27 protein-coding genes and 1 tRNA gene are annotated in these 21,688 nt (G+C 59.2%); 18 read left to right on the top strand and 10 right to left on the bottom strand.

Features of this window, described 5'->3' with window-relative positions; genetic code table 11:
• Window position 1: 1 nt before the first annotated feature.
• From atpD to ACGG9J_RS05915, 8 genes are all read right to left on the bottom strand, one after another.
• Window positions 2-1,486 carry a F0F1 ATP synthase subunit beta gene (gene atpD / locus ACGG9J_RS05950; RefSeq protein ID WP_024626877.1) on the bottom strand — a complete coding sequence of 495 codons (1,485 nt, stop codon included), beginning with the start codon at window positions 1,484-1,486 and terminating at the stop codon, window positions 2-4.
• A gap of 8 nt (window positions 1,487-1,494) precedes the next feature.
• On the bottom strand, window positions 1,495-2,445 hold the full coding sequence (locus tag ACGG9J_RS05945; protein WP_390134485.1) for a F0F1 ATP synthase subunit gamma: 951 nt from the start codon (window positions 2,443-2,445) through the stop codon (window positions 1,495-1,497).
• 3 nt (window positions 2,446-2,448) lie between these two features.
• Window positions 2,449-4,107 carry a F0F1 ATP synthase subunit alpha gene (atpA, locus tag ACGG9J_RS05940; RefSeq protein ID WP_390134483.1) on the bottom strand — a complete coding sequence of 553 codons (1,659 nt, stop codon included), beginning with the start codon at window positions 4,105-4,107 and terminating at the stop codon, window positions 2,449-2,451.
• Between the two features lie 46 nt (window positions 4,108-4,153).
• On the bottom strand, window positions 4,154-4,981 hold the full coding sequence (locus tag ACGG9J_RS05935; RefSeq protein WP_390134481.1) for a F0F1 ATP synthase subunit delta: 828 nt from the start codon (window positions 4,979-4,981) through the stop codon (window positions 4,154-4,156).
• A 51-nt stretch (window positions 4,982-5,032) separates the two neighbouring features.
• Window positions 5,033-5,575, bottom strand: coding sequence for a F0F1 ATP synthase subunit B (locus ACGG9J_RS05930; RefSeq protein WP_390134479.1), 543 nt, complete (start codon window positions 5,573-5,575; stop codon window positions 5,033-5,035).
• Window positions 5,576-5,625: 50 nt separating this feature from the next.
• Complete coding sequence (atpE, locus tag ACGG9J_RS05925; RefSeq protein ID WP_015022486.1) at window positions 5,626-5,853, bottom strand: ATP synthase F0 subunit C; 228 nt, start codon at window positions 5,851-5,853, stop codon at window positions 5,626-5,628.
• A 126-nt stretch (window positions 5,854-5,979) separates the two neighbouring features.
• Window positions 5,980-6,795, bottom strand: coding sequence for a F0F1 ATP synthase subunit A (gene atpB, locus ACGG9J_RS05920; RefSeq protein WP_390134475.1), 816 nt, complete (start codon window positions 6,793-6,795; stop codon window positions 5,980-5,982).
• 191 nt (window positions 6,796-6,986) lie between these two features.
• On the bottom strand, window positions 6,987-8,033 hold the full coding sequence (locus ACGG9J_RS05915) for a homoserine O-succinyltransferase (RefSeq protein ID WP_390134473.1): 1,047 nt from the start codon (window positions 8,031-8,033) through the stop codon (window positions 6,987-6,989).
• 95 nt (window positions 8,034-8,128) lie between these two features.
• Here ACGG9J_RS05915 and ACGG9J_RS05910 point away from each other — a divergent pair.
• Window positions 8,129-8,205, top strand: a tRNA-Met gene (locus ACGG9J_RS05910).
• On the opposite strand, the gene ACGG9J_RS05905 is transcribed toward ACGG9J_RS05910, so the two are convergent.
• Window positions 8,162-8,389 carry a helix-turn-helix domain-containing protein gene (locus ACGG9J_RS05905; RefSeq protein WP_390135326.1) on the bottom strand — a complete coding sequence of 76 codons (228 nt, stop codon included), beginning with the start codon at window positions 8,387-8,389 and terminating at the stop codon, window positions 8,162-8,164. The two genes, ACGG9J_RS05910 and ACGG9J_RS05905, sit on opposite strands and share 44 nt — an antisense overlap.
• A 136-nt stretch (window positions 8,390-8,525) precedes the next feature.
• Between ACGG9J_RS05905 and ACGG9J_RS05900 the strand changes: the two genes are divergently transcribed.
• The gene (locus ACGG9J_RS05900; RefSeq protein ID WP_390134471.1) at window positions 8,526-8,786 is read left to right on the top strand and encodes a helix-turn-helix domain-containing protein; all 261 of its coding nucleotides are present in this window, start codon (window positions 8,526-8,528) and stop codon (window positions 8,784-8,786) included.
• A 92-nt stretch (window positions 8,787-8,878) separates the two neighbouring features.
• On the opposite strand, the gene ACGG9J_RS05895 is transcribed toward ACGG9J_RS05900, so the two are convergent.
• Window positions 8,879-9,109, bottom strand: a complete 231-nt coding sequence (locus ACGG9J_RS05895) for a hypothetical protein (RefSeq protein WP_390134469.1) — start codon at window positions 9,107-9,109, stop codon at window positions 8,879-8,881.
• A 229-nt stretch (window positions 9,110-9,338) separates the two neighbouring features.
• Here ACGG9J_RS05895 and ACGG9J_RS05890 point away from each other — a divergent pair, with 229 nt between their 5' ends.
• The 16 genes from ACGG9J_RS05890 to ACGG9J_RS05815 all read left to right on the top strand — a co-directional run bounded on the left by ACGG9J_RS05890 (window position 9,339) and on the right by ACGG9J_RS05815 (window position 21,683).
• Window positions 9,339-9,539 carry a hypothetical protein gene (locus ACGG9J_RS05890; RefSeq protein WP_390134467.1) on the top strand — a complete coding sequence of 67 codons (201 nt, stop codon included), beginning with the start codon at window positions 9,339-9,341 and terminating at the stop codon, window positions 9,537-9,539.
• 395 nt (window positions 9,540-9,934) lie between these two features.
• Complete coding sequence (locus ACGG9J_RS05885) at window positions 9,935-10,219, top strand: hypothetical protein (protein ID WP_390134465.1); 285 nt, start codon at window positions 9,935-9,937, stop codon at window positions 10,217-10,219.
• Window positions 10,219-10,581, top strand: a complete 363-nt coding sequence (locus ACGG9J_RS05880; RefSeq protein WP_390135360.1) for a hypothetical protein — start codon at window positions 10,219-10,221, stop codon at window positions 10,579-10,581. The genes ACGG9J_RS05885 and ACGG9J_RS05880 overlap by 1 nt, the downstream gene beginning before the upstream one ends.
• On the top strand, window positions 10,484-10,762 hold the full coding sequence (locus tag ACGG9J_RS05875) for a helix-turn-helix transcriptional regulator (protein ID WP_390135325.1): 279 nt from the start codon (window positions 10,484-10,486) through the stop codon (window positions 10,760-10,762). Before ACGG9J_RS05880 ends, ACGG9J_RS05875 begins: the two co-directional genes overlap by 98 nt.
• Before the next feature lie 41 nt (window positions 10,763-10,803).
• Entirely contained in the window at window positions 10,804-11,499 is a 696-nt protein-coding gene (locus tag ACGG9J_RS05870) for an HNH endonuclease signature motif containing protein (RefSeq protein ID WP_258561484.1), read from the top strand.
• A 111-nt stretch (window positions 11,500-11,610) separates the two neighbouring features.
• The gene (locus tag ACGG9J_RS05865) at window positions 11,611-11,916 is read left to right on the top strand and encodes a hypothetical protein (protein WP_258561485.1); all 306 of its coding nucleotides are present in this window, start codon (window positions 11,611-11,613) and stop codon (window positions 11,914-11,916) included.
• Window positions 11,913-13,358, top strand: coding sequence for a hypothetical protein (locus ACGG9J_RS05860; protein WP_220236376.1), 1,446 nt, complete (start codon window positions 11,913-11,915; stop codon window positions 13,356-13,358). Before ACGG9J_RS05865 ends, ACGG9J_RS05860 begins: the two co-directional genes overlap by 4 nt.
• 136 nt (window positions 13,359-13,494) lie before the next feature.
• Window positions 13,495-14,586, top strand: coding sequence for a phage portal protein (locus tag ACGG9J_RS05855; protein WP_390134462.1), 1,092 nt, complete (start codon window positions 13,495-13,497; stop codon window positions 14,584-14,586).
• Window positions 14,573-16,138, top strand: a complete 1,566-nt coding sequence (locus ACGG9J_RS05850; protein WP_390134460.1) for an HK97 family phage prohead protease — start codon at window positions 14,573-14,575, stop codon at window positions 16,136-16,138. The genes ACGG9J_RS05855 and ACGG9J_RS05850 overlap by 14 nt, the downstream gene beginning before the upstream one ends.
• On the top strand, window positions 16,135-16,464 hold the full coding sequence (locus ACGG9J_RS05845; protein ID WP_220236378.1) for a hypothetical protein: 330 nt from the start codon (window positions 16,135-16,137) through the stop codon (window positions 16,462-16,464). The genes ACGG9J_RS05850 and ACGG9J_RS05845 overlap by 4 nt, the downstream gene beginning before the upstream one ends.
• Window positions 16,461-16,814, top strand: a complete 354-nt coding sequence (locus tag ACGG9J_RS05840; RefSeq protein WP_220236379.1) for a hypothetical protein — start codon at window positions 16,461-16,463, stop codon at window positions 16,812-16,814. Before ACGG9J_RS05845 ends, ACGG9J_RS05840 begins: the two co-directional genes overlap by 4 nt.
• A gap of 19 nt (window positions 16,815-16,833) precedes the next feature.
• The gene (locus ACGG9J_RS05835) at window positions 16,834-17,268 is read left to right on the top strand and encodes a hypothetical protein (RefSeq protein ID WP_390134457.1); all 435 of its coding nucleotides are present in this window, start codon (window positions 16,834-16,836) and stop codon (window positions 17,266-17,268) included.
• Window positions 17,261-17,644 carry an HK97-gp10 family putative phage morphogenesis protein gene (locus ACGG9J_RS05830; RefSeq protein WP_220236381.1) on the top strand — a complete coding sequence of 128 codons (384 nt, stop codon included), beginning with the start codon at window positions 17,261-17,263 and terminating at the stop codon, window positions 17,642-17,644. The genes ACGG9J_RS05835 and ACGG9J_RS05830 overlap by 8 nt, the downstream gene beginning before the upstream one ends.
• Before the next feature lie 2 nt (window positions 17,645-17,646).
• Window positions 17,647-17,940 (top strand): hypothetical protein, encoded by a 294-nt coding sequence (locus ACGG9J_RS05825; RefSeq protein WP_220236382.1) that lies wholly within the window; start codon window positions 17,647-17,649, stop codon window positions 17,938-17,940.
• 132 nt (window positions 17,941-18,072) lie between these two features.
• A complete protein-coding gene (locus ACGG9J_RS05820; protein ID WP_220236383.1) occupies window positions 18,073-20,184 on the top strand; it encodes a tape measure protein in 2,112 nt (703 codons plus the stop codon).
• On the top strand, window positions 20,181-21,683 hold the full coding sequence (locus tag ACGG9J_RS05815) for a hypothetical protein (protein ID WP_220236384.1): 1,503 nt from the start codon (window positions 20,181-20,183) through the stop codon (window positions 21,681-21,683). The genes ACGG9J_RS05820 and ACGG9J_RS05815 overlap by 4 nt, the downstream gene beginning before the upstream one ends.
• Window positions 21,684-21,688 lie beyond the last annotated feature (5 nt).

Below are 21,688 nucleotides of genomic sequence, written 5' to 3'. Positions count from 1 at the left end.
ACTACCGGTATTCCTTCTGCATATCGTGCCACTTGTGCTCAAGGTCGTCGATGCCGCCGATGCCGGAGAATGCCTGCTCGGGCACATCGTCGTATGCACCGTCGCAGATGCGGGTGAAGGCCTCGATGGTCTCGTCCGCAGGTACGTAGGAACCCTTGCGACCGGTGAACTTCTCTGCCACGTAGAAGTTCTGGCCCAGGAACTGCTCAATCTTGCGGGCGCGGTTGACCGTGGTCTTATCCTCCTCGCCCAGCTCGTCGATGCCGATCAGAGCAATGATGTCCTGGAGCTCCTTGTTCCTCTGCAGAATGGCCTTGACACGGTTGGCGCAGTCGTAATGAGCCTGCCCCACATAGCGCGGATCCAGAATCCTGGAGGTGGATGCCAGCGGGTCCACAGCCGGGTAGATGCCCTGGGAGGCAATGTCACGGCTGAGCTCGGTGGTGGCGTCCAAGTGGGCAAAGGTAGTCGCAGGTGCCGGATCGGTATAGTCGTCCGCTGGCACGTAGATGGCCTGCAGGGAGGTAATGGAGTGACCCCTGGTGGAGGTGATCCTCTCCTGCAGGGCGCCCATCTCGTCGGCCAGATTGGGCTGGTAACCCACGGCCGAAGGCATACGGCCCAGCAGGGTGGAAACCTCGGAGCCAGCCTGGGTGAACCGGAAGATGTTGTCGATGAAGAGCAACACATCCTGGTTCTCCACGTCGCGGAAGTACTCCGACATGGTCAGGGCGGTCAGAGGCACGCGCAGACGGGTCCCCGGGGGCTCGTCCATCTGGCCGAAGACCAGTGCGGTTTTCTCCAACACCCCAGCCTCGTCCATCTCGCCGATCAGATCGTTGCCCTCACGGGTGCGTTCGCCCACGCCAGCGAAGACGGAGACACCGCCGTGGTTCTGCGCCACGCGCTGGATCATCTCCTGAATGAGCACGGTCTTGCCCACGCCTGCGCCGCCGAACAGACCGATCTTGCCGCCTTCCACGTAGGGGGTCAGCAGGTCGATGACCTTGATGCCGGTTTCGAACATCTGGGTCTTGGATTCCAGCTGATCGAATGCAGGCGGGTTGCGATGAATGGGCCACCGCTCGGTGACCTTGATCTGCTCACCCTCTTTCTTATTGAGGATGTTGCCGGCCACATCAAAGACATGCCCCTTGGTCACGTCGCCCACGGGCACCATGATGGGCCCGCCTGTATCGGTGACAGTGGCACCGCGAACCAGACCATCGGTGGGCTTCAGAGCCACGGTACGGACCGTGGAATCGCCCAAGTGCTGCTCCACCTCCAGCATGATGGTGGTCAGCGACTCACCCTCGGTGTTCGAGGACTTGCTCAGGTCCACGGTCAGGGCATTGTAGATGTCCGGCAGATGGCCTGCCGGGAACTCCACATCGATGACCGAACCCTGGACTCGGGTGACGCGCCCCTTGGAGGCCGAATCCGGCTTGCGGCTCGCTGTGGTCGGCTGTTCTTGCTGTGCAACCATTGGCGTTCCTACTCTTCCTCTTTGTTGAGCGCATCGGCACTGCCGACGATCTCGGTAAGTTCCTGCGTGATGGCCGCCTGACGGCTGGCATTGAGCCTGCGGGTCAGGTCGTCGATCAGTCCCCTGGCGTTATCAGTGGCGGTGTGCATGGCATTCTGTCTGCTTGCGGTCTCCGAGGCGGCCGAAGTGAGCAGGCATTCATGGATGCGCGACTGAATGTATTTGGGCAGAACGGCATCCAACACCTCCTGGGGGCTGGGCTCGAAGCCGTAGAGGGCCGCATAGCGGTCGCTCTGGCGTCCATGACCGTCGTCCGGCACGGGGGCGTCAATGGCCTCTTCAGGCTTCTCCTGGTCAGGCCTGATCAGCTCCAGGGGCAGCATGCGCAGCACCCGAACCTTCTGCACCACCATGTTGACGAATTCAGTGAAGACGATGTAGAGCTCGGAGACGCCGCCTTTGGCCGCTGGAGTCATATAAGTATCCAGCAGTGCCTGGGAGATCTCCCTGGCTACATCCACACCGGGCCGATCGCTGTTGCCCTCCCAGGTCTTGACGATGCTGCGGTTGCGGTAGCGGTAGTAGGAGACACCGCGGCGACCGTAGACAAAAAGCTGGGGCTGTCGGCCCTGCTGGTCCAGTCGGGCCAACAGGGACTCAGTCTCGCGGATGACCGAGGAGGTATAGGCCCCGGCCATGCCACGATCGGCAGTCAACGCCAGCACAGCCACGCGCGGGTTCTTCTCGTCTTTCCTGACAATGGGGTGGCGGATGTCGTCCGTGTGGGCCACCAGGGCCTGGACTGCATCGAAGATCGCATCGGAGTAAGGCTTCGCGTCCATGGCCACGGTCCTGGCCTTGGCGATGTGCGAGGAGGCTATCATCTCCTGGGCATTGAAGATCTTCTCCAATGCCGAAGTGGAAGCGATCCTTGACTTGAATGCGAGTTGTGAGGCCATGGTCTACCGCTTCCCGGCCTTGCTGCCGCTCTTGCCGTCAGCCACCAGCTTCTCCTGCTGGACGTCCACCGGTTGCTCCTGCTTCTGATCGGCCTTGTGCCCGTCCAGAGTCTGGCCCTTGTGGGTCACGAAGGTCTTGGCGAACTCGTCCACGGCCTTGTCCAGGGCCTTTTCGGTATCGTCGGTGAAGTCCTCCGTGTCGCGGATGGTCTTGAGGATGCCGGTGTTGTGGTCCAGATAGTCAAGGAGTCCGGACTCGAAGGGCAGCACGTCCTCCAGGTCCAAATCATCCAGCTTGCCGTGGGTGCCCACCCAGACGGAAACGACCTGCTTCTCCATGGAGTACGGCGTGAACTGGGGCTGCTTGAGCAGCTCGGTCAGTCTGGCGCCACGGGTCAGCTGGGCCTTGGAGGCCGCGTCCAGATCGGAGGCGAACATGGCGAAGGACTGCAGGGAGCGGTACTGGGCCAGGGAGATCTTCAGAGTCGAGGAAACCTTCTTCAGAGCCTTGGTCTGAGCAGCGCCGCCGACTCGGGAGACGGAGATGCCCACGTCCACAGCGGGACGCTGGTTGGCATTGAACAGATCGGACTGCAGGAAGATCTGGCCGTCGGTGATGGAGATCACGTTGGTCGGGATATAGGCCGAGACGTCGTTGGCCTTGGTCTCGATGATGGGCAGACCGGTCATGGACCCGCCGCCCAGGTCATCGGAGAGCTTCGCGCAACGCTCCAGCAGACGCGAATGCAGGTAGAAGACATCTCCAGGATAGGCCTCGCGCCCCGGCGGACGACGCAGCAGCAGGGAGATGGACCGGTAGGCCTCGGCCTGCTTGCTCAGGTCGTCGAAGACGATCAGGACGTGCTTGCCGTTGTACATCCAGTGCTGGCCAATGGCCGAACCTGTGTAGGGGGCTATGTACTTGAAGCCAGCGGAATCGGAAGCCGGTGAGGCCACGATGGTGGTGTACTCCATGGCGCCGGCCTCTTCCAGAGAGGAACGGACCGAGGCGATGGTGGTGCCCTTCTGGCCGATGGCCACGTAGATGCACCGCACCTGCTTCTTGGGGTCTCCGGACTCCCAGTTGCGCTTCTGATTGATGATGGTGTCGATGGCAATGGCCGTCTTGCCGGTCTGTCGGTCGCCGATGATCAGCTGGCGCTGGCCGCGGCCGATAGGAGTCATGGCGTCGATGGCCTTGATGCCGGTGGCCAAGGGCTCGTCGACGGGATGCCGGTGCATGACGTCGGGGGCCTGAGCCTCCAGAATTCTGCGGCCCTCGCTCTTGATTTCGCCCAGGCCGTCAATGGGCTCGCCCAAGGGGTTGACCGTACGCCCCAGATAGCCGTCGCCGACGGGCACCGAAAGCACCTCGCCGGTCCTGTGGACTTCCTGGCCTTCTTCGACGCCTGCGAAGTCGCCCAGGATGACCACGCCGATCTCTCGGGCGTCTAGGTTGAAGGCCAGTCCCAGCGTGCCGTCCTCGAAGGTCAGCAGCTCGTTGGCCATGCAACCAGGCAGTCCCTCCACATGCGCAATGCCGTCACCAGCCGTGCGGACGTAGCCCACCTCCTGGGTGGGGGTGTCCGTCGGCTTGTAGGACTCGACGAACTGGTCGAGCGCCTTGCGCACCACGGCGGGATCAATGGTCATTTCTGCCATGATCACTCCTTATTTCTGTTCTTGTTCAAGTCTGTCGGTTCCCCGCTCATCCTGCTACGGCCATCCGCCGCTTCAGGTGCTTCAGCTGGGTAGCCACCGTGCCGTCTGTGGAGACCGAACCGTACTGGACCTTCATGCCGCCCAATACCGATGGATCGACCACCGAGTTGATGTGAACCGGCTTGCCCAGCTTGCGCCCGTAGACCTCCCGCAGACGACTGACCTGCTCGTCCTTCATGGAGACCGCCGTGGTGACGGTGACCATGACCTGGTCCATGTGCTCGGAGAAGCGGTCCACCAGCCAGACGATGGTGTCAGGAAAACGCCGTCCGCGCAGATCTATTGTGGCGTTCAGAGCCATCTGCTCGGTGACCTCATGCAAATGCTGCCCGTCCAGGAGCGCCTTGAGCAGATCCGCTCGGGCCTTGGAGTCACTGTACTCGTCGGAGAGCCGGAAGAGCACCAGGGGCATGCCCAGCAGAGCCGAATGAATCTCCGCCAGCTCGCCGGCCACCTGGTTGGTGATGCCCAGAGCATCGGTGTAGTAGGCAGCTGCGTCCACCGCCATGTCCTCAGCCGCGTTGGCGACGTGCACCACACGGCTCCACTGATGATCAGCCAAATCATGGAGAATATCCACAGTCAGCGGATCAGCTTTGTCAGCCAGGATAGTGTCGATCACACGCCACTTGTCCTCTGACGGACGGGAGGAATCGGTCAGTGCACGCTCCAGAGTCCTGTTGGCATCAAGCAGAGTCACGAAAGCATAGAGCTCCGAAGCCACATGGAGGGCATCCTTCCCCTTGCTCTTGAGCAAAGGAGCATACTTTGCCCTGGTCTCCTTGTCGGAGCTCAGCGAAGTCTCTCCCCGCATGTCACCTCCCCTTTCGCGGAACGGTCGTTCCCGTCATCCGCCGATCCGTCATCATGCCTGCCGCTTGTCCGAGGACTGTCCGCCCTGGTCCGCGATGATCGAGTCGATCATGGAGGACTGCACGGCATCATCCTGAAGCTGCGAGCCCAGAATCTTGCCTGCAAGAGCTGTAGCCAGCGTACCTACCTCGCCCTTGAGCGAGACCAGGGCCTGCTGCTGCTGGGACTGGATGGAGCGCTGGGCATTCTCAGTGATCTGGTTGGCCTCGGTCTCGGCGCGGGACCTGGCATCAGCCACGATCCTGGAAGCCTCGGCCCGGGCGTCATCCCGAATCTGGGAAGCCTCAACACGAGCCTTGCCCAGCTGATCCTGATACTGCTTGCGGGCCTGATCCGCATCTTCTCTAGCCTTGGTGGCCTTCTGGATGTTGCCCTCGATCTTAGCCGAGCGCTCATCGAAGATGGCCTGGAACTTGGGCATGAAGAACTTGTAGAAGAAGACGGCCAGGATGACCAGGATGACCAGCGACCACACAATGTCATAGAGCTGGGGAATGAATAGCTGGATCCCCTTGCCTGCCGCTAGAGCGTACATTGGCTCCTCCTTTCCCTTATCGAAGCCGGATCATGCAAGAATCGCACGGCTCAGGCGATGAAGAGCGCCACGAAGCCCAGCAGGGCCAGCACCTCGATCAGAGCCAGGCCGATGAACATGGTGGTGCGCAGCTGTCCGCTGATCTCGGGCTGGCGAGCCATGCTCTCGACGGTCTTGCCGACGGCGATGCCCAGACCCAGAGCGGGGCCGAGGGCTGCGATGCCATATCCCAGGATGCTCAGATTGCCGGAGACCTCAGCAAGTGTGATGATGTCCATTTATTTTCCTTTCCTCCACCGTTGCCGGTTCTTGGATTGTGGTTCGGCCCCGACCCCCGTCTACCGGTCGGAACCTCCGAATATGTGGGCTGCGACCGTCCGAAACTCCGACCGCAGGCTTGTCGCTCAACCTTCCTCAGGGTAACTCATAGAGATGTAGACCGTGGTCAGGATGGCGAAGATATAGGCCTGAAGTGCCGCCACAAAGATTTCAAAGGCCGTCAGGGCGAAGCCCAGAACGAACCAGCCCATGCCAGCCAGAGCCAACACCTTATTGCTGGCCTCGACAATGTAGAACTGGGTAAAGGCCAAGGTAACCGCCACCAGCAGATGGCCGGCGATCATGTTGGCAAAGAGTCGAATGGTCAGAGAGGCCGGTTTGACGATGACCATCTCCAGGAGCTGGATAGGCGTCAGAATAATATAGAGAGGCCAGGGCACACCCGCTGGGAAGAGCTCCGACTTGAAGTAGCCCCAGACGCCCTGCTCCCGGAATCCCGTTGCCATGTACTGGCAGAAAGTCCAGATGGCGAAGACCAGAGGCATGGTGATAGTGGCCGTGGCCGCAATGTTCATGCCTGGCACGATGCCACAAAGGTTGAAGACCAGGATGGTCAAGAAGATGGTCGTGATCATGGGCACGTAGCGCTTGCCCCGAATTTCGCCCAAGGTGTCATAGACGACCGAGTCACGGATGAATTCGATGACCCACTCAATGGCTCCCTGCCAGCGGGAGGGGATCAGCTTGGCCCTTGCAGCTGTGATCCCCAGCACCAGAAGAATGATGACCATGGCCACGAACCTGATCAGGATGATCCGATTCATGGCAAAGGGCGTTCCCTGGAAAAGAATCTCAGGAGGCAGGAAATCATCGATGGAAGGCAGCTCACTCGGCTTGGCCATGGCCAGACTGAAAGCTTCACTTCCCATTGCCTCTAGCATCTATCGCCTCCTGAACGACACAGTGAACACTATAGCGCGTGTGCGACTCATGGCTGCACCGTATCGGTAGTGTAGCCCACACCGAGAGCCACGGTAACTATGGATTCATCCAGTGTGTCACAGATGGTGGCCGAAGGTCGAATCCGCCCCGCGCTGCGGGAAGGCTGATGACGAATTTAATCCAACCGTCATCAACCGTTAACAGCTCCAGGAATAAGCCCATATCCGTCACCAGCCAATGGCCGGTACCCGTCGGCGCGTGGGCGTCCAGGAGCGTGCCTGATGGATCTGTCGGTGCCTAATCGACCCGCTGCCCGCAGAGTCGGCACCTGATCCAAGTCGTAGGGAGTGGTCTCGTATACCCAGTTCAGCCAGTTGCGCCAGAGCAGGTTGGCATGGGCCCGCCAGGAGAATACCGGCTCCAGTCCGGGATCGTCATGAGGGTAGTAGTTGACCGGGAAAGGCACCTGATCCAGCCCCTTGGCCATGTCGCGCTGGTACTCATGGGCCAAAGTGCCACGGTCATACTCCCAGTGGCCCAGCACGAAGATCTCTGAGAAATCCTGGGTGCTGATGAGCCCGGAACCTGACTGAGGACCCCAGGTCAGCACCTGCAAATCCGGGCAGGCACGCACCTGGTCCTCATCCACCCCGGCCCAGCGGGAGTGGGGCTGCAGGGCGATCTCGTCGAAGCCATTGGTAATGAAGCAGTACTCGTCTTGCAGGTACTGGGGGAAGACCCCGAAGACCTTGCGATCCAGGTTGCGCTTGGCGATGCCGTGGCGATAGTAGAGCCCGGCCATGGCGCCCCAGCACAAATACATAGTGGAGAAGACGTGGGTGGACGCCCAATCGAGAATACGGGTCAGCTCATCCCAGTAGTCGACCTGCTCGAAGTCCATCTGCTCCACCGGGGCGCCCGTCACGACCAGACCGTCATAACAGTTGTCCTGGAATGAGTCCAGATTCTCATAGAACTTGACCAGGTGATCCATGCTGGTGTGCATGGCCTGATGGGTGGAGGTCTTCATAAAGTCAATCTCCACTTGAAGCGGCGACTTGGAAATCAGCCGCAGCAGCTGGGTCTCGGTTTCCACCTTGGCAGGCATCAGGTTGAGGATGACCAGCTTGAGCGGACGCATCTCCTGGCGCTCCGCCTCGTGGCTTTCAAGGGCGAATATGCGCTCCGAGTCCAGGATGGATCTGGCCGGCAACCCGGTGGGGATGGTGATAGGCATGGTTCCATTATGGCCCAGCGCAGGCCTTCCCACACACGGACTTGACAAGTGCGTTGGAATCCGTAACATAGATAACTGCTGTGTTGAACAGCCGACGCGGGGTGGAGCAGTTCGGTAGCTCGCTGGGCTCATAACCCAGAGGTCTCAGGTTCAAATCCTGACCCCGCTACCAAAAGCCCGTTGGGTTCGAGAAATTTGGCCGGTTGAATTCCTAGGAATTCACCGGCCTTTTCCATATCTGAAATGGTCCAGGCCGTCGTCCCGTGCATTTTCTGGGAAATCACGCCGCTTGAAACCCCCATGCTGCGAGCGAGGTCTGACTGGCTCTTATTTCGAATGGCAAGAGCGACTTTCATGTTCATGCTTATGACGCTCTCTAATGAACTTGTTGTAGCTTTTCGTTCCCTAGTTTTTGTAGTCATACTTAATAGTTTAGCATTATTTAACAAATTATTGGCAAACTAGCAATGGCCAACTTGCGCTAAAAAGAAAATGCCATATAGTTTAAGTATGACTAAATTACACTTAGGTAATTACACGCAGTTCATAGCGAAGCTGAATAGCCTTCTCAGAGAGCGGGGCATGTCCCGGACTGACCTCTCCCGCTACCTGGGTTGCACACCATCGCTGATAACTCAAAAGATGAATGGTCGCACCCAATTCACCCTTCATGACGTTTTAAAGTTATCCGATCTATTCCACATCAGCGTTGATGAACTCCTTGGGCGTGAACCAATGGGAGTTCACTCATGATGCGCAAAAAGAATAAAGCTCTAGAAGCAGCGATAAGAGAGTACAGGCAAAAAGAAAAGACCCGCCGGTTCAGAGCGGGCCAGAGGTCATCTTTATTCAGCCGCCAAGGCAATGGATCTCGGGTTATTGGCGTCTTCAGAGTTGACAAACGCATACCAATCGACATTGTTTGTATTGACCACAACAGTGTGGGTATTGCGGTAACCAGGAATCTTGGCCTCTATCATAAAACCGTCCCCGACAGCGTTAGACGGCTCAGGTTCCTTTGCGAACTCAAGTTGGCTAATGTGCCCGTTTGTAGACATCACAAGATGCGTGGCCATATTTTTCCCTCTTTCCGCCATTTTCAACAGATATTTGTCAATGCATACCCCAGTGTACGTCGAAGGAAGGCTTCAATTCCCGGAGGCCGGCCGTGAAGACCTTTTACAAGATAACTATTGCCTTATTAGTCTCGCCTGTACTTCTTATCTTTCTGACCATGGGATTTTGGAAGCTCTTGGCCATCGCTCTATTCTGTTCCGTTCTGCTTCTCTCCGACTGAGGTGAGTGATGTCAACGAAGACGAATGTAACAATGAACCGGGATTACCCTGACGTGTTCACTGTGGAGGTCTCTACCGGCGATATTCGCCAGGTCATGGTCCTGACATTGGACCAGTTGAAAGCGTTCAAGGCTCAGGCCAACGACGCCATTGCAGAACATAACAGGCTGGTCCATGGCGGCTGGCCGGGGCACTGGGTGCCCCAGTAGCCGAATCCGGCTGTAAGCGATGTACAACCGAAAGCCATTGATGGGCCGTGTGGCGGAGCCCTAGGCGCTTAGCCGGGATTGAGCACCTGGTACGCCAGGCGCGTGGCAGTCGCGCTATTTTCGAGACGAAGTTCTGCTCCAGACCGGTGGGTGACGCTGATTAAGGCGGAATCTGGCAGCTCTACCACGCATGTGGGTTGCCCATCGGGACCATTCCCGGCGTCTTCGGACGCTCTTGCAATCGACGGCCGGCTCCATACCGAAAGCCATTGCCAAGACCTGCACAGTCAGACCCAGCCGAAACTATCGCTGCTGGGCCTGACTAGGTCTTGACTTCTCTAACCTCACCACCCAAAAGTCCTCACAAACACAACCTCTAGGGAAGGAGCCTAACCATGGGAATCGGAAAACTTACCTTTGAAGAAACACTCAGGCAGCAGACCAGAAGCCTGTTGCCCTATCTGGATTCACTCAAGCAGCAGGGCGTCAAGTATGTCACCAGACAGGCCATCATCCGTCGATCTGGTCTGTCCGACAATGAGGTCCAGAAGCTGATTCATGACAATCACATGCCCAGGCACACTTTGAAAGTCCGGGGCCAGAAAGCCTATGACATCGAGACCACGCTAAGAATGCTGGCCCGCTGGTGCCGCTCCTACGAGTACCTGGTGGTGGTCTGATGGCAACGAAAGTAACTATCGGCGAAGCATTGAGCCCATATTCACAACCGGTTAATACAGTCCACTCACTGATGGTACTGGCTGACAGGATTGACAAGGCAGCGAGCCGCTGCGGTTCCACCGAATTGACAGCCAGGGAATGCTTTCGCCCTTTGGGACTGAATACTGTCATTGAATTCCGGGGATTGCAGGCCGAGGGTCTCATGGTCTACAGGCGCGGTGAAAACTGGTGCCTGGACAGTCGGCAGTTTCGCCGATGGGTCAATGACCGGGTTGCCGAGATTCAAGGCAAAACAAGCAATCAGCCATCATCGGCTTTCGGCCAGCAGCAGCTGTTCCAGGAAGGCGACCATGAATCCTAGAGCTAAGCTCAGCACCGAACAGGCCGCGATTTATCTCGGTGTATCGGTATCGACTATGAAGCGAATGCGGGCTAGCCGAACCGGGCCTGCCTACATCCGACTTGAACCGTCACGTATGATCCGCTATGAGTTATGGGCGCTGGACCAGTGGGTTGCCGACCGACGCAAGAGGGGCAACTGATGGGTCGCCGGCAGACTATCGCTCCGGCCATAAGAGCTCAGGTGATAAGGACTTACGGCAACGAGTGCTGGCTCGGCCTGCCGGGCTGCACCGGCCAAGGCGAGGAGGACGACCACATCCGGCCATACCATCTCGGAGGCAAGGACACCGTAGCCAACATCCGCCGGGCATGCAAGCACTGCAACGCCAGCCGGCAGGACCGGATACTCAGCGGCTATGGGGCCAATATTCACGTGGTCATGGGTCCTCCGGAAGCAGGCAAGAGCACCTATGTGGCCAGCCATGCCGCAGACGACGCCTTGGTACTTGACTTCGACAAACTAGCCCGATCCATCCAGCCGATGTCGGACATCCGCAAGGAGCGGCCGGCACCCCTGGTGGCAGCAGCCCAGGGAGCCTGGCAGGGAGCTTTCAACCGTCTGGTCAGACTCGGCGACCCGGTGGACGTGTGGATAATCAAGAGCCTGCCGACCAGCCGACGACACCCTCACATGCTGGACGAATGGCTGGCGCTGGACTACAGCCTGCATGTAGTGGATCCAGGACAGGCCACGGTATCTGAGCGACTGAGAGCTGACGGCAGAACGCATGGCGAAGAGCTGATTGCCCGGAGATGGTATGCGCTCAGAATCAGCCAGCGACTCCTGGATACGCGCCAGGCTCGAAGACGTGAACGCCTGGCTGCTCTTGGCCTTCGACGCAAGCCGACGGCAACCAAAGCCCGGCCGAGTTGGTGAGCTCTTTTTTAAGCCGACGGTTGGCCAGCAGACCGCGCGCCCAGTTTTTTCTCCCCCCAACTCAAATAAAAAACGGCTAGAAACGGTGAAAAATCAACGAAAGGAGACACTATGCAGGACATGCTGCCGGGATTGCAGGAGTTCGAGTCCACCAACCGCTACCAGGAGAACGCCACCATCGAGCTCATCGAGGACATCACCAAGGAAAGGGCATTGACCAGCTATGCGAAGGTGATATGCAAGTCCATGGTCTCCCTAGCCCGGAATATCGACAGCCAGAACGCCGCCGGCAGAGAGACCAGCCGAAACATGGCCGAGTACCGGGCCTATTTGGACGAGCTGCGCGAAATCTACCCTGAGACCCCAAATGTCGATGAAGCCCTTGGCTCCCTTCTGGCTGAATCGAGCGCCAAGTGACGCCACTCAGGGGAGGGACCAAACGCAACCCGGACCGGCAGACCGACGGCGGTATCGTCGCCAAATACGCAGAGCTGCTTAGCACTCCCCTACTGCCTTGGCAGCGGTATGTGGCCGACGTGGCCGGCGAGATTGACCCCTCCACCGGCACCTACTTTTACGACACCGTGGTGCTTTCCACCCCTCGGCAGTGTGGCAAGTCCACGCTGGTCGATACCGAGGACACCCGCAACGCCCAATGGGGCGCGAACCGGTACATTTACTACCTTGCCCAGACCGGCAAAGACGCCGATGACCACTTCAAGGAGTTCTTGAAGAAGCTGCAACCCTCGCCACTCGCACAGATCGCACGCAAACCCAAGCTGAGCAACGGGTCGATGCAGCAACAGTTCCTGAATGGGAGCGTCATCAAGCCGATGGCCGTCACAAGGGTAGCCGGTCACGGCGTTCAGGGCGATAAAATCACCCTCGATGAAGCATTCTCACTTTCATCCGAGACCGGCAAGGCCATCATCGACGGATTCCTGCCCACGACCGCCACCCGGTACATGAAAACCGGCGTGCAGCCCCAGGTCTGGATAACCAGCACCGAAGGCACTGCGAATTCGACCTTCTTCAACCCCATCATCGACGGCCTGCGCGAGGGGAACGTGCCCGAGCACACCTGCTGGTTTGACTGGGGCATCCCCAAGGACAGCGACCCCGAGGACCTGAACATCATCATGCAGCACCATCCGGCCGCCAACCTGCTCTGGGATCTGCGCCAGCTACGCCAGTTCCGCGAAGGTTTCCGCGACGATGTAGCCGGTTGGGCCCGCGCATTCGGCAACCGCCGCGATACCGGCATTATCGACCGCATCATACCGGCCGAGCTGTGGGAGGCCACGACCGTGTCGCCAATCGAGCCGACCGACCTGGCAGATGAAGAACTGGCCTTCGGCACTGCGGTGGACCTCGATGCCACCCACACCAGCATCTCCGTGGCCATCCGCCGGCAGGATGGCACCATCGCTACCCAACTACTCAACGTGCTGGACGGTACCGGCCGGGCCCCCGACGAAATACGCCGCCTCTGCACCCGCTATCACGCTCCCCTGGTGATGGACGACCGAGGGCCGAACGCTGACCTGCACGACCGACTGGAAGCCATGACGGATCAGGCCGGCGACCCTGCCATCCGGTTCGTGCCCATGGCGGCTGGCGACTATATGGCCACTGGCCAAGCCTTCGTATCCGGCTTGCAGAACGGGGTAGTACTCCACGCCACTGACGAAGAGCTGGACGAGTCCGCCGCCATCTGCGCTAGGACATGGAGTGGTGATGCCTGGCGCGTGACCCGCCGGGGCAGCACCGGGCTGACCTCGCCCCTCGAATCCTGCATGTTGGCGACCTGGGGCATCACCCACCTGCCGGACACCAACTGGACTCCTCAAATCTACTAACCCAGCCTGAACCCACCTGAACCCACCCGAACCCACCTGAACCCGAAATCCTTGCTCGGCCGTTCTGAGCATGGCTATCACTGGGGCCATGAGCAAAATGAGTCTATGGCAACGTATGAAAGTTGCAGGCAGGGTTATGACCCGGGGCGAGGAAGCCCTGGACGACATGCCCGAGGGGCTGCGACCACCTGATCGCACCGGCACCTATGACCCATTGCAGCTTTCTACCGTCTTCCGCGGTATCCAGGTGTTGCAGACCGCCATCACAGGCCTGCCCCTGCATGAGGTCCGTAACGGCCTGAACCTGGAAACCACTACATCCATTATCGAGCGGCCCGACGTGAATCGCTCCCGCCGCGACTTCTTCGCCGACCTGGTAGCCAGCATGGCCCTGGACGGCAACGCCTTCATTCGATTAATCAAGTTTGAGGGCAACACCGTGTCCTGCGAGGTCCTGCCCCCTAGCCTGGTCACGGTCAGCAACGACGGCAAGGACCCGGCGGCCCCCAAGCTCCGGTTCAGCTACCTGGGCCGCGACTATTCGGCCGAAGAAGTCATCCACTGCAAGTTCCTAGCTGTTCCGGGCCGACTGCGGGGACTCGGGCCTATCTCGGCGGCACGCGAAGAGGTGGAAGGCGCCAGGATGGCACGCGACTACAAGGCCCACTTCTACACCGATTCAAGCAACGTCAAGGGCTACCTGAAGACCGACCAGAAGATTACCCCAGAAAGCGCGAACCAGGCTAAGAAGGCATGGAACAAGAGCGGCAAGGCCGGCGACATCAAGGTGGTGGGCAGCGACCTGACATATGTTCCGCTGGCCATGAAGCCCGCCGATCTGCAATTCCTGGAGACTCAAAAGTTCGACACTACTCAGATTGCACGGCTCCTTGGCATACCCGCCTCCATCATGCTTGCAGCAGTCGATGGATCTAACCTCACCTACAGCAACATCGAGCAAAGCTGGATAGAGTTCGCCGACTACACCTTGGCGGCTTACACCGGCGAAATCGAGGAGGCGCTGACCTCGCTCCTGCCAAGAGGCCGAAGCGTGAAATTCGACTGGGACTCAAGCCGACGAGCAGACATGGCAGCCCGGTTCGGCGCCTACCAAACCGCCATCGAATCCGGGTGGATGACCATCAACGACGTACGCAAGCGCGAAGGCTATGAACCCCTGCCGACTGACGCACCTCAAACGAAGGAGACCAAGAATGCAAATGCGTGAAATCGGGCTGAAGGGCGTATGCCTGCGGTCCAACGAGGAGGGCGACGGCCGCGACCTTGAAGGGCTGGCGGTGCCGTTCGGCGACATTATCGATACCTGGGACGGCCCCGAGACCTTCGACCGGGATTGCGAGTTTGCGGACGTGGAGAACGCCAAGCTCTGCTATCAGCACGGCGAGCTCATTGGTCGCATCACCAAGTCCGAAGCTCGCGAGGACGGCCTGCACATTCAGGCGCGCATCAGTGACACTGCAAGAGGTCGTGATGTGGTCCAATTCCTGCGCGATGGCGTTCTTGACAGCTTATCTGTCGGCTTCGTGCCCGTGCAATCCGAACGCGATAAGGCGGGCGTCATTCACCGTCGCAAAGTCCGCCTACTCGAAACCTCCGTCGTCTCCTGGCCCGCATACGAGGCGGCCAAAATCACAGCCCAACGATCAGTAGATAACACCAATGACAAGGAGAACAACTCCATGACCGACAACGACAAACTCGCCGAAGAACTGGCGGCCATCAAGGAACAGCAGCGCTCTATGCAGGCGGCCATCGCCAAGGGCTTCAATCCCGAACCCGGCCCAGTCATCGGCGGCAAGTACCGCTCCCAAGCGGAATACCTGAAGGGGCTTTATAACGAAGAGCCCGAAGCCATCGAAATCATGAACGAGTGCCGCGACTTCATCGCCACCGGCGACACTGGCAACACCGCCACCTGGATTGCCGACGACCTGCGCCTGATCCAGCAGCGCCGCAAGGTCATGGGCGTGCTGACCCACGACACACTGCCAGCCAAAGGCATGAGCATGGAATACCACGTGGTGACCAGCGACACCACCAAGACATCCAAGCAAGCCAGCGAAGGTGGCGCTCTGCCCTTCGGCAAGGTCAAGTTCGGAACCAAGACCGCCGACATCGAGACCTACGGCGGTTACACGTCCCTCTCCCGCCAGACCATCGAGCGGTCCACTACCCCCATGCTCAATACCGCTCTAAAAGCGCTGAACAACGCTTATGCGGCAGCTACCGAACAGGCCGCGCGCGACTTCCTATACAAGCTCATCAGTGACCGCAGGGACGCCCAGACCGACCCGAACAAAATCGACGCACCTGTGGCACTCGACAAAATGACCGCTGACCATTGGGCCGGTCTGCTACTGGACGCGGCCGAGGAGATGGACGACCGCAATGCCATGATGGACCGGCTGGTGGTCTCCAAAGATGTGGCTAAGGCCATCATCGGCCTAAAGGACTCCGGCAACCGATTCCTGGACATCTCCGGCAAGGGTAGCGACACCATCGGTTCTTTCAACCTTACCGGTACCGTCGGCGACCTGATGCGTATGCCCGTCCAGATCCTGCCGAAGGCTCCCGTCGGCACAGCCGCCTTCCTCGACCCCGAGGCGGTCACGGTTTGGGAGTCCGGTGGCCCTACCCAGCTGAGTGATAGCGACACCACCAAACTGGTAGACTCCTTCAGCGTCTATGGATACATGGCCATCGCTGAAACATTCGCCGACGGCCTTCTGCCCATCAAGTTCGCTGGTGTATCCGCATGATAAGCGATGCTGAACTAATCGCCCGGCTACGCAGCGAGGTGTCTGTCGAAAAGGGCGACGAGGACCGCCTGAACGAGAAGCTGGGTGCAGCCAAGGTCTATGTTGAAAGCGCCATAGGCAGGCAGAAGGTCGCCGATGAAATCCGCGCTGATTGCGTGGTTAGTTGTGCAGCAGACCTGTACAACAGCAGGGACGCGCGGCTGGGCATCATGGACGTGGGCAGCGAGACACTAGAGCCGTTCCGGGTTTCGACTGATCCCCTGCGAAGCGTCTGGCCCAAGCTCAAAGCGGCCGGCGTCAACACTGGCGGGCTGGTGATCTCATGACCATCAACGACCAACGCGAAGATCTCATCGAACGACTGACCGACAGCGTGGGGAACCTCGTATCCGTCATCACCATTGACGCCCAGAGTCTGCGCCCCTTACCCGGCAAAGCCGCTATCCTCGTCAACCCACCGGAAATCGACTTCGAAGGCTGGGAAATCCAGGAAGCGCGATGGTCAATTATCGTCATCGCTGGCACCATGGCGACGCAGGTGGACGCTCTAGGCCTCATTCTGCCTGTCATCGAGAAGCTCCAAGCCGACCACATCAACATGCACAACGCCCGACCCGTCACCTACACCAACGGTTCGGGCAGTCTGGCCGCCTATCAAATCACCCTCAACCCATGAATAATTAAGGAGAACAAACATGGCGGAGAAAATCAGGACGCTGGGACCCGGAACGCTCATCATCGGCGAAGCCAACGATTCCCAACGGTTCGACGCGGACGCCACCAAGGTAACGCTGACCCCCAAGGCCGATTCGGACGACCCGCTGGACTTTCTGGACGGTACATCCGAGGCCGGGTCCCAGTCCGTTAGCTGGACCATGGACGGCACCATCAAAGAGAACTACAGCAAGACAGGCCTTCAGGCCTGGTGCTTCAACAACTCCGGAAAGACCAAGCCCTTCAAGTACATACCCAACAATGCGGGGGATCTGGGTTTCAGCGGGGACGTGCTGATCTCACCCATCGCCATTGGCGGCGACGTGAAGAAGAAGAATGACCAAGACTTCAGCTTTACAGCCACCAACGTGAAGCTGGCCCCAAATACCCCTGAGCCGTCAGTAAGTGATGAGTAAACGTTCGGCAATTGAAGTCAAGGGGTCCGCGCAACTGGCACGGACCCTGCGCAAAGCCGGGGCAGACATGAAGGACCTGCGCGCCGTTAACCGCAAGGCAGCGGCTTCCATCATCCCGACTGCCAGAGCCGAGACCCCCATCAGAAGCGGACGACTGCAACAATCGGTTCGTGCCGGTGCTACCCAGAAAGCCGGCGTACTCAGGGCCGGCAAAGCCTCCGTCCCCTACGCCGGACCCATCCACTGGGGATGGCGCGACCACCACATTCAACCTCACCCCTTCCTTGTAGATGCCGCCCGGCAGACAGAGCCCACATGGGTAGGCATCTATGAATCAGAGATAAAGAAACTGCTGGAACAAGTGCAAGGAGCATAGACATGGCAACTACAACCATCATCGAATACCTGGACGGGACCAGCGGCTCCGTCACGGTAAGCCTGTTCGACAAGATGCAGGCGGAAAAGTACGGCAAAGCAGCCGGCTGGGGCAACGTTCAGGAATCGCCCATCGAATCCTTCACCTATGCCACCTACTTTGCCCTGCGCCGGTCTCATCAGCTCACGGACGGCCAAGGTTTTGAAGATTGGGCCCAGACCGTCGAGGACATCGACCAGCGCAGGGAGACCGATACCCCTTTGCCTGCTGGCCCTCCGGAAGCCTCTCTGAGTTGAGCGTGGTCCTCGCCGCCCGTTTCGGAGGAACTCCGTGGGAATGGCGGCGAGAAACACATCCCGACGAGCGGGACCTAGGCACGGCGGCATGGCTGCTGGAAGAAGAACAGGAAATGCAGGAGGAGGCAGCAAATGGCTAAGAGCGCAATACTTGCGGTTAAGATCATTGGCGATTCCAGCAGCGCCAGCAAAGCCATGGGCAGCGCCGCGCAATCGGCAAGCGGTTTCGCTGCGAAGATGGGAGCAGTGTCCGGCATCGTCCAGAATGTCGCCTCCAAAGCATTCAACGTTCTCAGGTCCTCGGTGGACAGCGCGGTCAGCCGCGTGGACACCATGAACAACTTCCCTAAGATTATGCAGAACCTCGGCTATAGCTCCCAGGAGGCCACTGCCTCGATCCAGAAGATGAGCGATAAGCTCTCCGGCCTGCCGACCAGCCTGGACGAGATGGCCGGCATGACTCAGAAACTGGCCCCCCTCACTGGCGGACTGGGCAAGGCCACCGACCTGTCCCTGGCACTGAACAACGCCCTGCTGGCCGGCGGAAAGGGCACAGCCGTGGCCGCAAATGCCATGGAGCAGTATTCACAAATGCTGGCCAACGGGAAACCAGACCTACAATCCTGGCGGAGCATGACCGATGCGATGCCCGGCCAAATGAACCAGTTGGCCATCGCGATCCTTGGTGCCGGCCACAACTCCATGGACCTGTACGAGTCCATGAAATCCGGTACCACCACGTTCGGCCAGTTCAACGATGCCATCCTGCAGCTCAACGACCACGGCATCAACGGGTTCGCATCCTTCAGCAAACAAGCCAAGGACGCCACTAACGGCATCGCCACCAGCGCGCAGAATATGAAAACGGCCGTCGTCCGCGGCCTCGGCAATGCTATCGCTAAAGTCTCCCCGTTCCTGACCGACATGATGGGCAAGGCCACCCAGGGCATCAACGATGCCTCGAAACTGGCAGCCGACGGTATCGGGAAGATTACCGACTACGTGCAGAACTCGGGCCTGGGAAGCGCCGTGCAATCAATCATCACGGATGCCAAGACCTATATTGGGCCGGCCCTCGAATTCGTTAAAAGCAACGTACATGATGCCTTCGAAGCCCTCTCGCAGTCCGCCGGTCCCGCGATGGCCGGCGTCAAAAGCGCCTTCAAGGCCGTCGCCGACGTCATGGCACCTTTCGTGGATGCCATCATCGGTGCCAAGAACCAGTTCAGCGACATGCATCTGGACACCGGAATGTGGACGCTGGCGAAGGATACCATCAGCGGCACCGGCCGCGCTCTCGAAGCGGTCGGCGGGTTTGTGTCTAGGTACAAGGACCCATTCCAGGCCTTGGCCGTGAGTGTCGGCGCCATAGGCGGGGCCTTCCTGGCGGGCAAGTTGGCCATAGCAGCATGGAATGGGGTGCTGGGGGCATGGAACGCCATCACACGGATAGCGACAGCAGCCCAAGCGGCGTTCAACGTGGTCATGAACATGAACCCCATCATGCTAGTGGTTGTGGCTGTTGCCGCCTTGACCGCCGGCCTGGCTTACTTCTTCGCAAAGACGCAGACCGGCCAGCGAATATGGGAGGCTTTCACCTCTTTTCTCAGCTCATCCATCGCCAACATCCGAGCTTGGTTCGGCCAGGCCGGCGATTGGATCACCGAGAAATGGCAGGGTGTGCAGGCGTTCTTCTCCGGCATTCCAGGAACGATAGGCGGTTTCTTCGCCGGCATCGGATCTCTTCTAAGTCAGCCTTTCAATGCAGCCAGCTCCTGGGCGCAATCGAAATGGGAGGGGCTTACAAGTTGGTTCGCTGGAGTCCCAGGAAGAATCGCGGGCTTCTTCGGCGGCATCGCAGACACGCTGACTGCCCCCTTCCGCGCTGCCGTGAACGGCATCAAGAGCATATGGAACAGCACAGTAGGGGGGTTCGGATTCGACGTACCGGACTGGGTGCCTGCCGTCGGCGGCAAAAGCTTCAAAATTCCCAAGCTAGCCTCTGGAGGCATACTGCGCGCAGCCGGCACGGTCATGGTCGGCGAAGCTGGGCCAGAACTGCTAACCCTGCCCCGAGGAGCGCAGGTGACCCCCCTCAGCCGCACCTCCTACAACCTCGGCCCGTCCATACCCAACAAGTCCCCCATTATCATCAACCTCACAGTTAACGGCATCCTCGACGGCGAGGACGGCGCCAAGAAAATCAGGAAAATACTCAACGACTATGCGGGGCACCGCCGATGAGACAACCCTTCCTGTTCATCGACCGCGGCCATGGTTGGGAGAATCTGACCGGGCACGAGAGCGGAGTATGCGCACTTACCGACTTCACGGTGGACTGGGGCACCGATGAACCCACTACGCAGCCAGAAGTCAACGTCCTGAAGTTCCGCCTACTGGATCGCACCGGGACAGTAGCCGGAAACAGCTCAAGCCTGGCCGGCGCCAAGGTATGGATACAACTGACCCGCATGCCATTGTGGGCGGACCTCAACGCCGAAGAGAAGTGGCAGGACAACGACACAACCTGGCGAGACTTCCATCTCTGCCATGTGCCCGACCCGACGCTGCCGCCCGATCCGACTGCCTTGACCATCTTCAAGGGCACGATGAGCACAGGCGGGACAATTGAACAGCTGAGCGACGGCCGCTATATGCTCAACCTGTATGCCAATTCGACGTTGGTGCGCGCCAGCAGGACAACCCAGCAAGGTCCTGTGTCGTCCGACCCTGCATTGGCAGGGTACCACTGGGCAGTGCCGGCTGGCCAGCGCATAGACGAGATACAGCGGCGCCTGGAATCGCTGGGCTGCCCGCCGCTTTCTGACGCTACGGTGCATTGGCTAAAGGGCAGAAACCTCGACCTCGCGCCCTATGACACCTCGTCCTTCCCTGACCTGACCACGGTCCTTTACGGGATAGCGGCAGCCGACCCAGACCTGCCCTTATACTACGAGACCCATGAGCATGGCAGCGAAACAATCGAAGCTGTCCATGCCGGCGCAAAAGCATTCATAACCCTGCACGCCAACGGTACTCTGACGGTCACCTGCGCAGGCCACACCGAGCAAGTGGTTTCAGGTGGCGACATAACGGTTGATAGCCACACTCTCACCCTTCCCGACCCGGTGAGCCAGGTCATCATCAAAGGCAAAAAGGTCGAGTGGCAGGATTCTGAACAGCATTTGACCTTTAGCGATGACGAGATTCACCTATCCGATCGCGGACGACTCCCCACGAACCTGAAGGAGACCATCGCCTCGGTCAGCGCCGAAACGGACGCCATCATCACCGACGCATCGGAGGGGCACTACAAGGGGAAGGTATGGCAGCCCACCGAGGGGCAACGCGAACAATGGGCAGATTGGCTTCAGGCAGCCTCCCTACGCCTGCGTCCCGTGAAAATCACCGCCAGCAGCAGGTTCATCGACATAGACGACTTCGAACAGCAGCTCCAGCCGTCCGCAAGCCTCTGGGCGTTCGTGTCCAACCGATACACAAAATTGCTCAGTGACGACGGCAGCCCCGCCACGTCGGGCGCCTGGCTCGCCACCGGAGGGACCCTGACCTTCACATGGCAGGGGAATGAACCCACCATTTCAAACGAAATATCGATCCATCCGCTGCCGATGATCCCACCCACCATGAGCCATTGGCAGGACCTGACCCCCATCACACTGCCCTGGACCGCCCTGCCCATTACCTGGGGCGAGTTCTCGCAAATCACCTACTTCCAACGATAGGAGAC

Source organism: Bifidobacterium apicola, assembly GCF_042846865.1.
Lineage (GTDB): Bacteria > Actinomycetota > Actinomycetes > Actinomycetales > Bifidobacteriaceae > Bombiscardovia > Bombiscardovia apicola.
The sequence above is the reverse complement of the archived record's forward strand: the minus strand, read 5'-3'. Positions and strand labels throughout refer to the sequence as shown.

What these genes read in the sequence shown, in the direction of transcription:
- atpD (WP_024626877.1), bottom strand. Translation starts at nt 1,486, where the DNA reads ATGGTTGCACAGCAAGAACAGCCGACCACAGCGAGCCGCAAGCCGGAT.
- ACGG9J_RS05945 (WP_390134485.1), bottom strand. Translation starts at nt 2,445, where the DNA reads ATGGCCTCACAACTCGCATTCAAGTCAAGGATCGCTTCCACTTCGGCA.
- atpA (WP_390134483.1), bottom strand. Translation starts at nt 4,107, where the DNA reads ATGGCAGAAATGACCATTGATCCCGCCGTGGTGCGCAAGGCGCTCGAC.
- ACGG9J_RS05935 (WP_390134481.1), bottom strand. Translation starts at nt 4,981, where the DNA reads ATGCGGGGAGAGACTTCGCTGAGCTCCGACAAGGAGACCAGGGCAAAG.
- ACGG9J_RS05930 (WP_390134479.1), bottom strand. Translation starts at nt 5,575, where the DNA reads ATGTACGCTCTAGCGGCAGGCAAGGGGATCCAGCTATTCATTCCCCAG.
- atpE (WP_015022486.1), bottom strand. Translation starts at nt 5,853, where the DNA reads ATGGACATCATCACACTTGCTGAGGTCTCCGGCAATCTGAGCATCCTG.
- atpB (WP_390134475.1), bottom strand. Translation starts at nt 6,795, where the DNA reads ATGCTAGAGGCAATGGGAAGTGAAGCTTTCAGTCTGGCCATGGCCAAG.
- ACGG9J_RS05915 (WP_390134473.1), bottom strand. Translation starts at nt 8,033, where the DNA reads ATGCCTATCACCATCCCCACCGGGTTGCCGGCCAGATCCATCCTGGAC.
- ACGG9J_RS05905 (WP_390135326.1), bottom strand. Translation starts at nt 8,389, where the DNA reads ATGAAAGTCGCTCTTGCCATTCGAAATAAGAGCCAGTCAGACCTCGCT.
- ACGG9J_RS05900 (WP_390134471.1), top strand. Translation starts at nt 8,526, where the DNA reads ATGCCATATAGTTTAAGTATGACTAAATTACACTTAGGTAATTACACG.
- ACGG9J_RS05895 (WP_390134469.1), bottom strand. Translation starts at nt 9,109, where the DNA reads ATGGCCACGCATCTTGTGATGTCTACAAACGGGCACATTAGCCAACTT.
- ACGG9J_RS05890 (WP_390134467.1), top strand. Translation starts at nt 9,339, where the DNA reads ATGTCAACGAAGACGAATGTAACAATGAACCGGGATTACCCTGACGTG.
- ACGG9J_RS05885 (WP_390134465.1), top strand. Translation starts at nt 9,935, where the DNA reads ATGGGAATCGGAAAACTTACCTTTGAAGAAACACTCAGGCAGCAGACC.
- ACGG9J_RS05880 (WP_390135360.1), top strand. Translation starts at nt 10,219, where the DNA reads ATGGCAACGAAAGTAACTATCGGCGAAGCATTGAGCCCATATTCACAA.
- ACGG9J_RS05875 (WP_390135325.1), top strand. Translation starts at nt 10,484, where the DNA reads ATGACCGGGTTGCCGAGATTCAAGGCAAAACAAGCAATCAGCCATCAT.
- ACGG9J_RS05865 (WP_258561485.1), top strand. Translation starts at nt 11,611, where the DNA reads ATGCAGGACATGCTGCCGGGATTGCAGGAGTTCGAGTCCACCAACCGC.
- ACGG9J_RS05855 (WP_390134462.1), top strand. Translation starts at nt 13,495, where the DNA reads ATGACCCGGGGCGAGGAAGCCCTGGACGACATGCCCGAGGGGCTGCGA.
- ACGG9J_RS05850 (WP_390134460.1), top strand. Translation starts at nt 14,573, where the DNA reads ATGCAAATGCGTGAAATCGGGCTGAAGGGCGTATGCCTGCGGTCCAAC.
- ACGG9J_RS05845 (WP_220236378.1), top strand. Translation starts at nt 16,135, where the DNA reads ATGATAAGCGATGCTGAACTAATCGCCCGGCTACGCAGCGAGGTGTCT.
- ACGG9J_RS05840 (WP_220236379.1), top strand. Translation starts at nt 16,461, where the DNA reads ATGACCATCAACGACCAACGCGAAGATCTCATCGAACGACTGACCGAC.
- ACGG9J_RS05835 (WP_390134457.1), top strand. Translation starts at nt 16,834, where the DNA reads ATGGCGGAGAAAATCAGGACGCTGGGACCCGGAACGCTCATCATCGGC.
- ACGG9J_RS05830 (WP_220236381.1), top strand. Translation starts at nt 17,261, where the DNA reads ATGAGTAAACGTTCGGCAATTGAAGTCAAGGGGTCCGCGCAACTGGCA.
- ACGG9J_RS05825 (WP_220236382.1), top strand. Translation starts at nt 17,647, where the DNA reads ATGGCAACTACAACCATCATCGAATACCTGGACGGGACCAGCGGCTCC.
- ACGG9J_RS05820 (WP_220236383.1), top strand. Translation starts at nt 18,073, where the DNA reads ATGGCTAAGAGCGCAATACTTGCGGTTAAGATCATTGGCGATTCCAGC.
- ACGG9J_RS05815 (WP_220236384.1), top strand. Translation starts at nt 20,181, where the DNA reads ATGAGACAACCCTTCCTGTTCATCGACCGCGGCCATGGTTGGGAGAAT.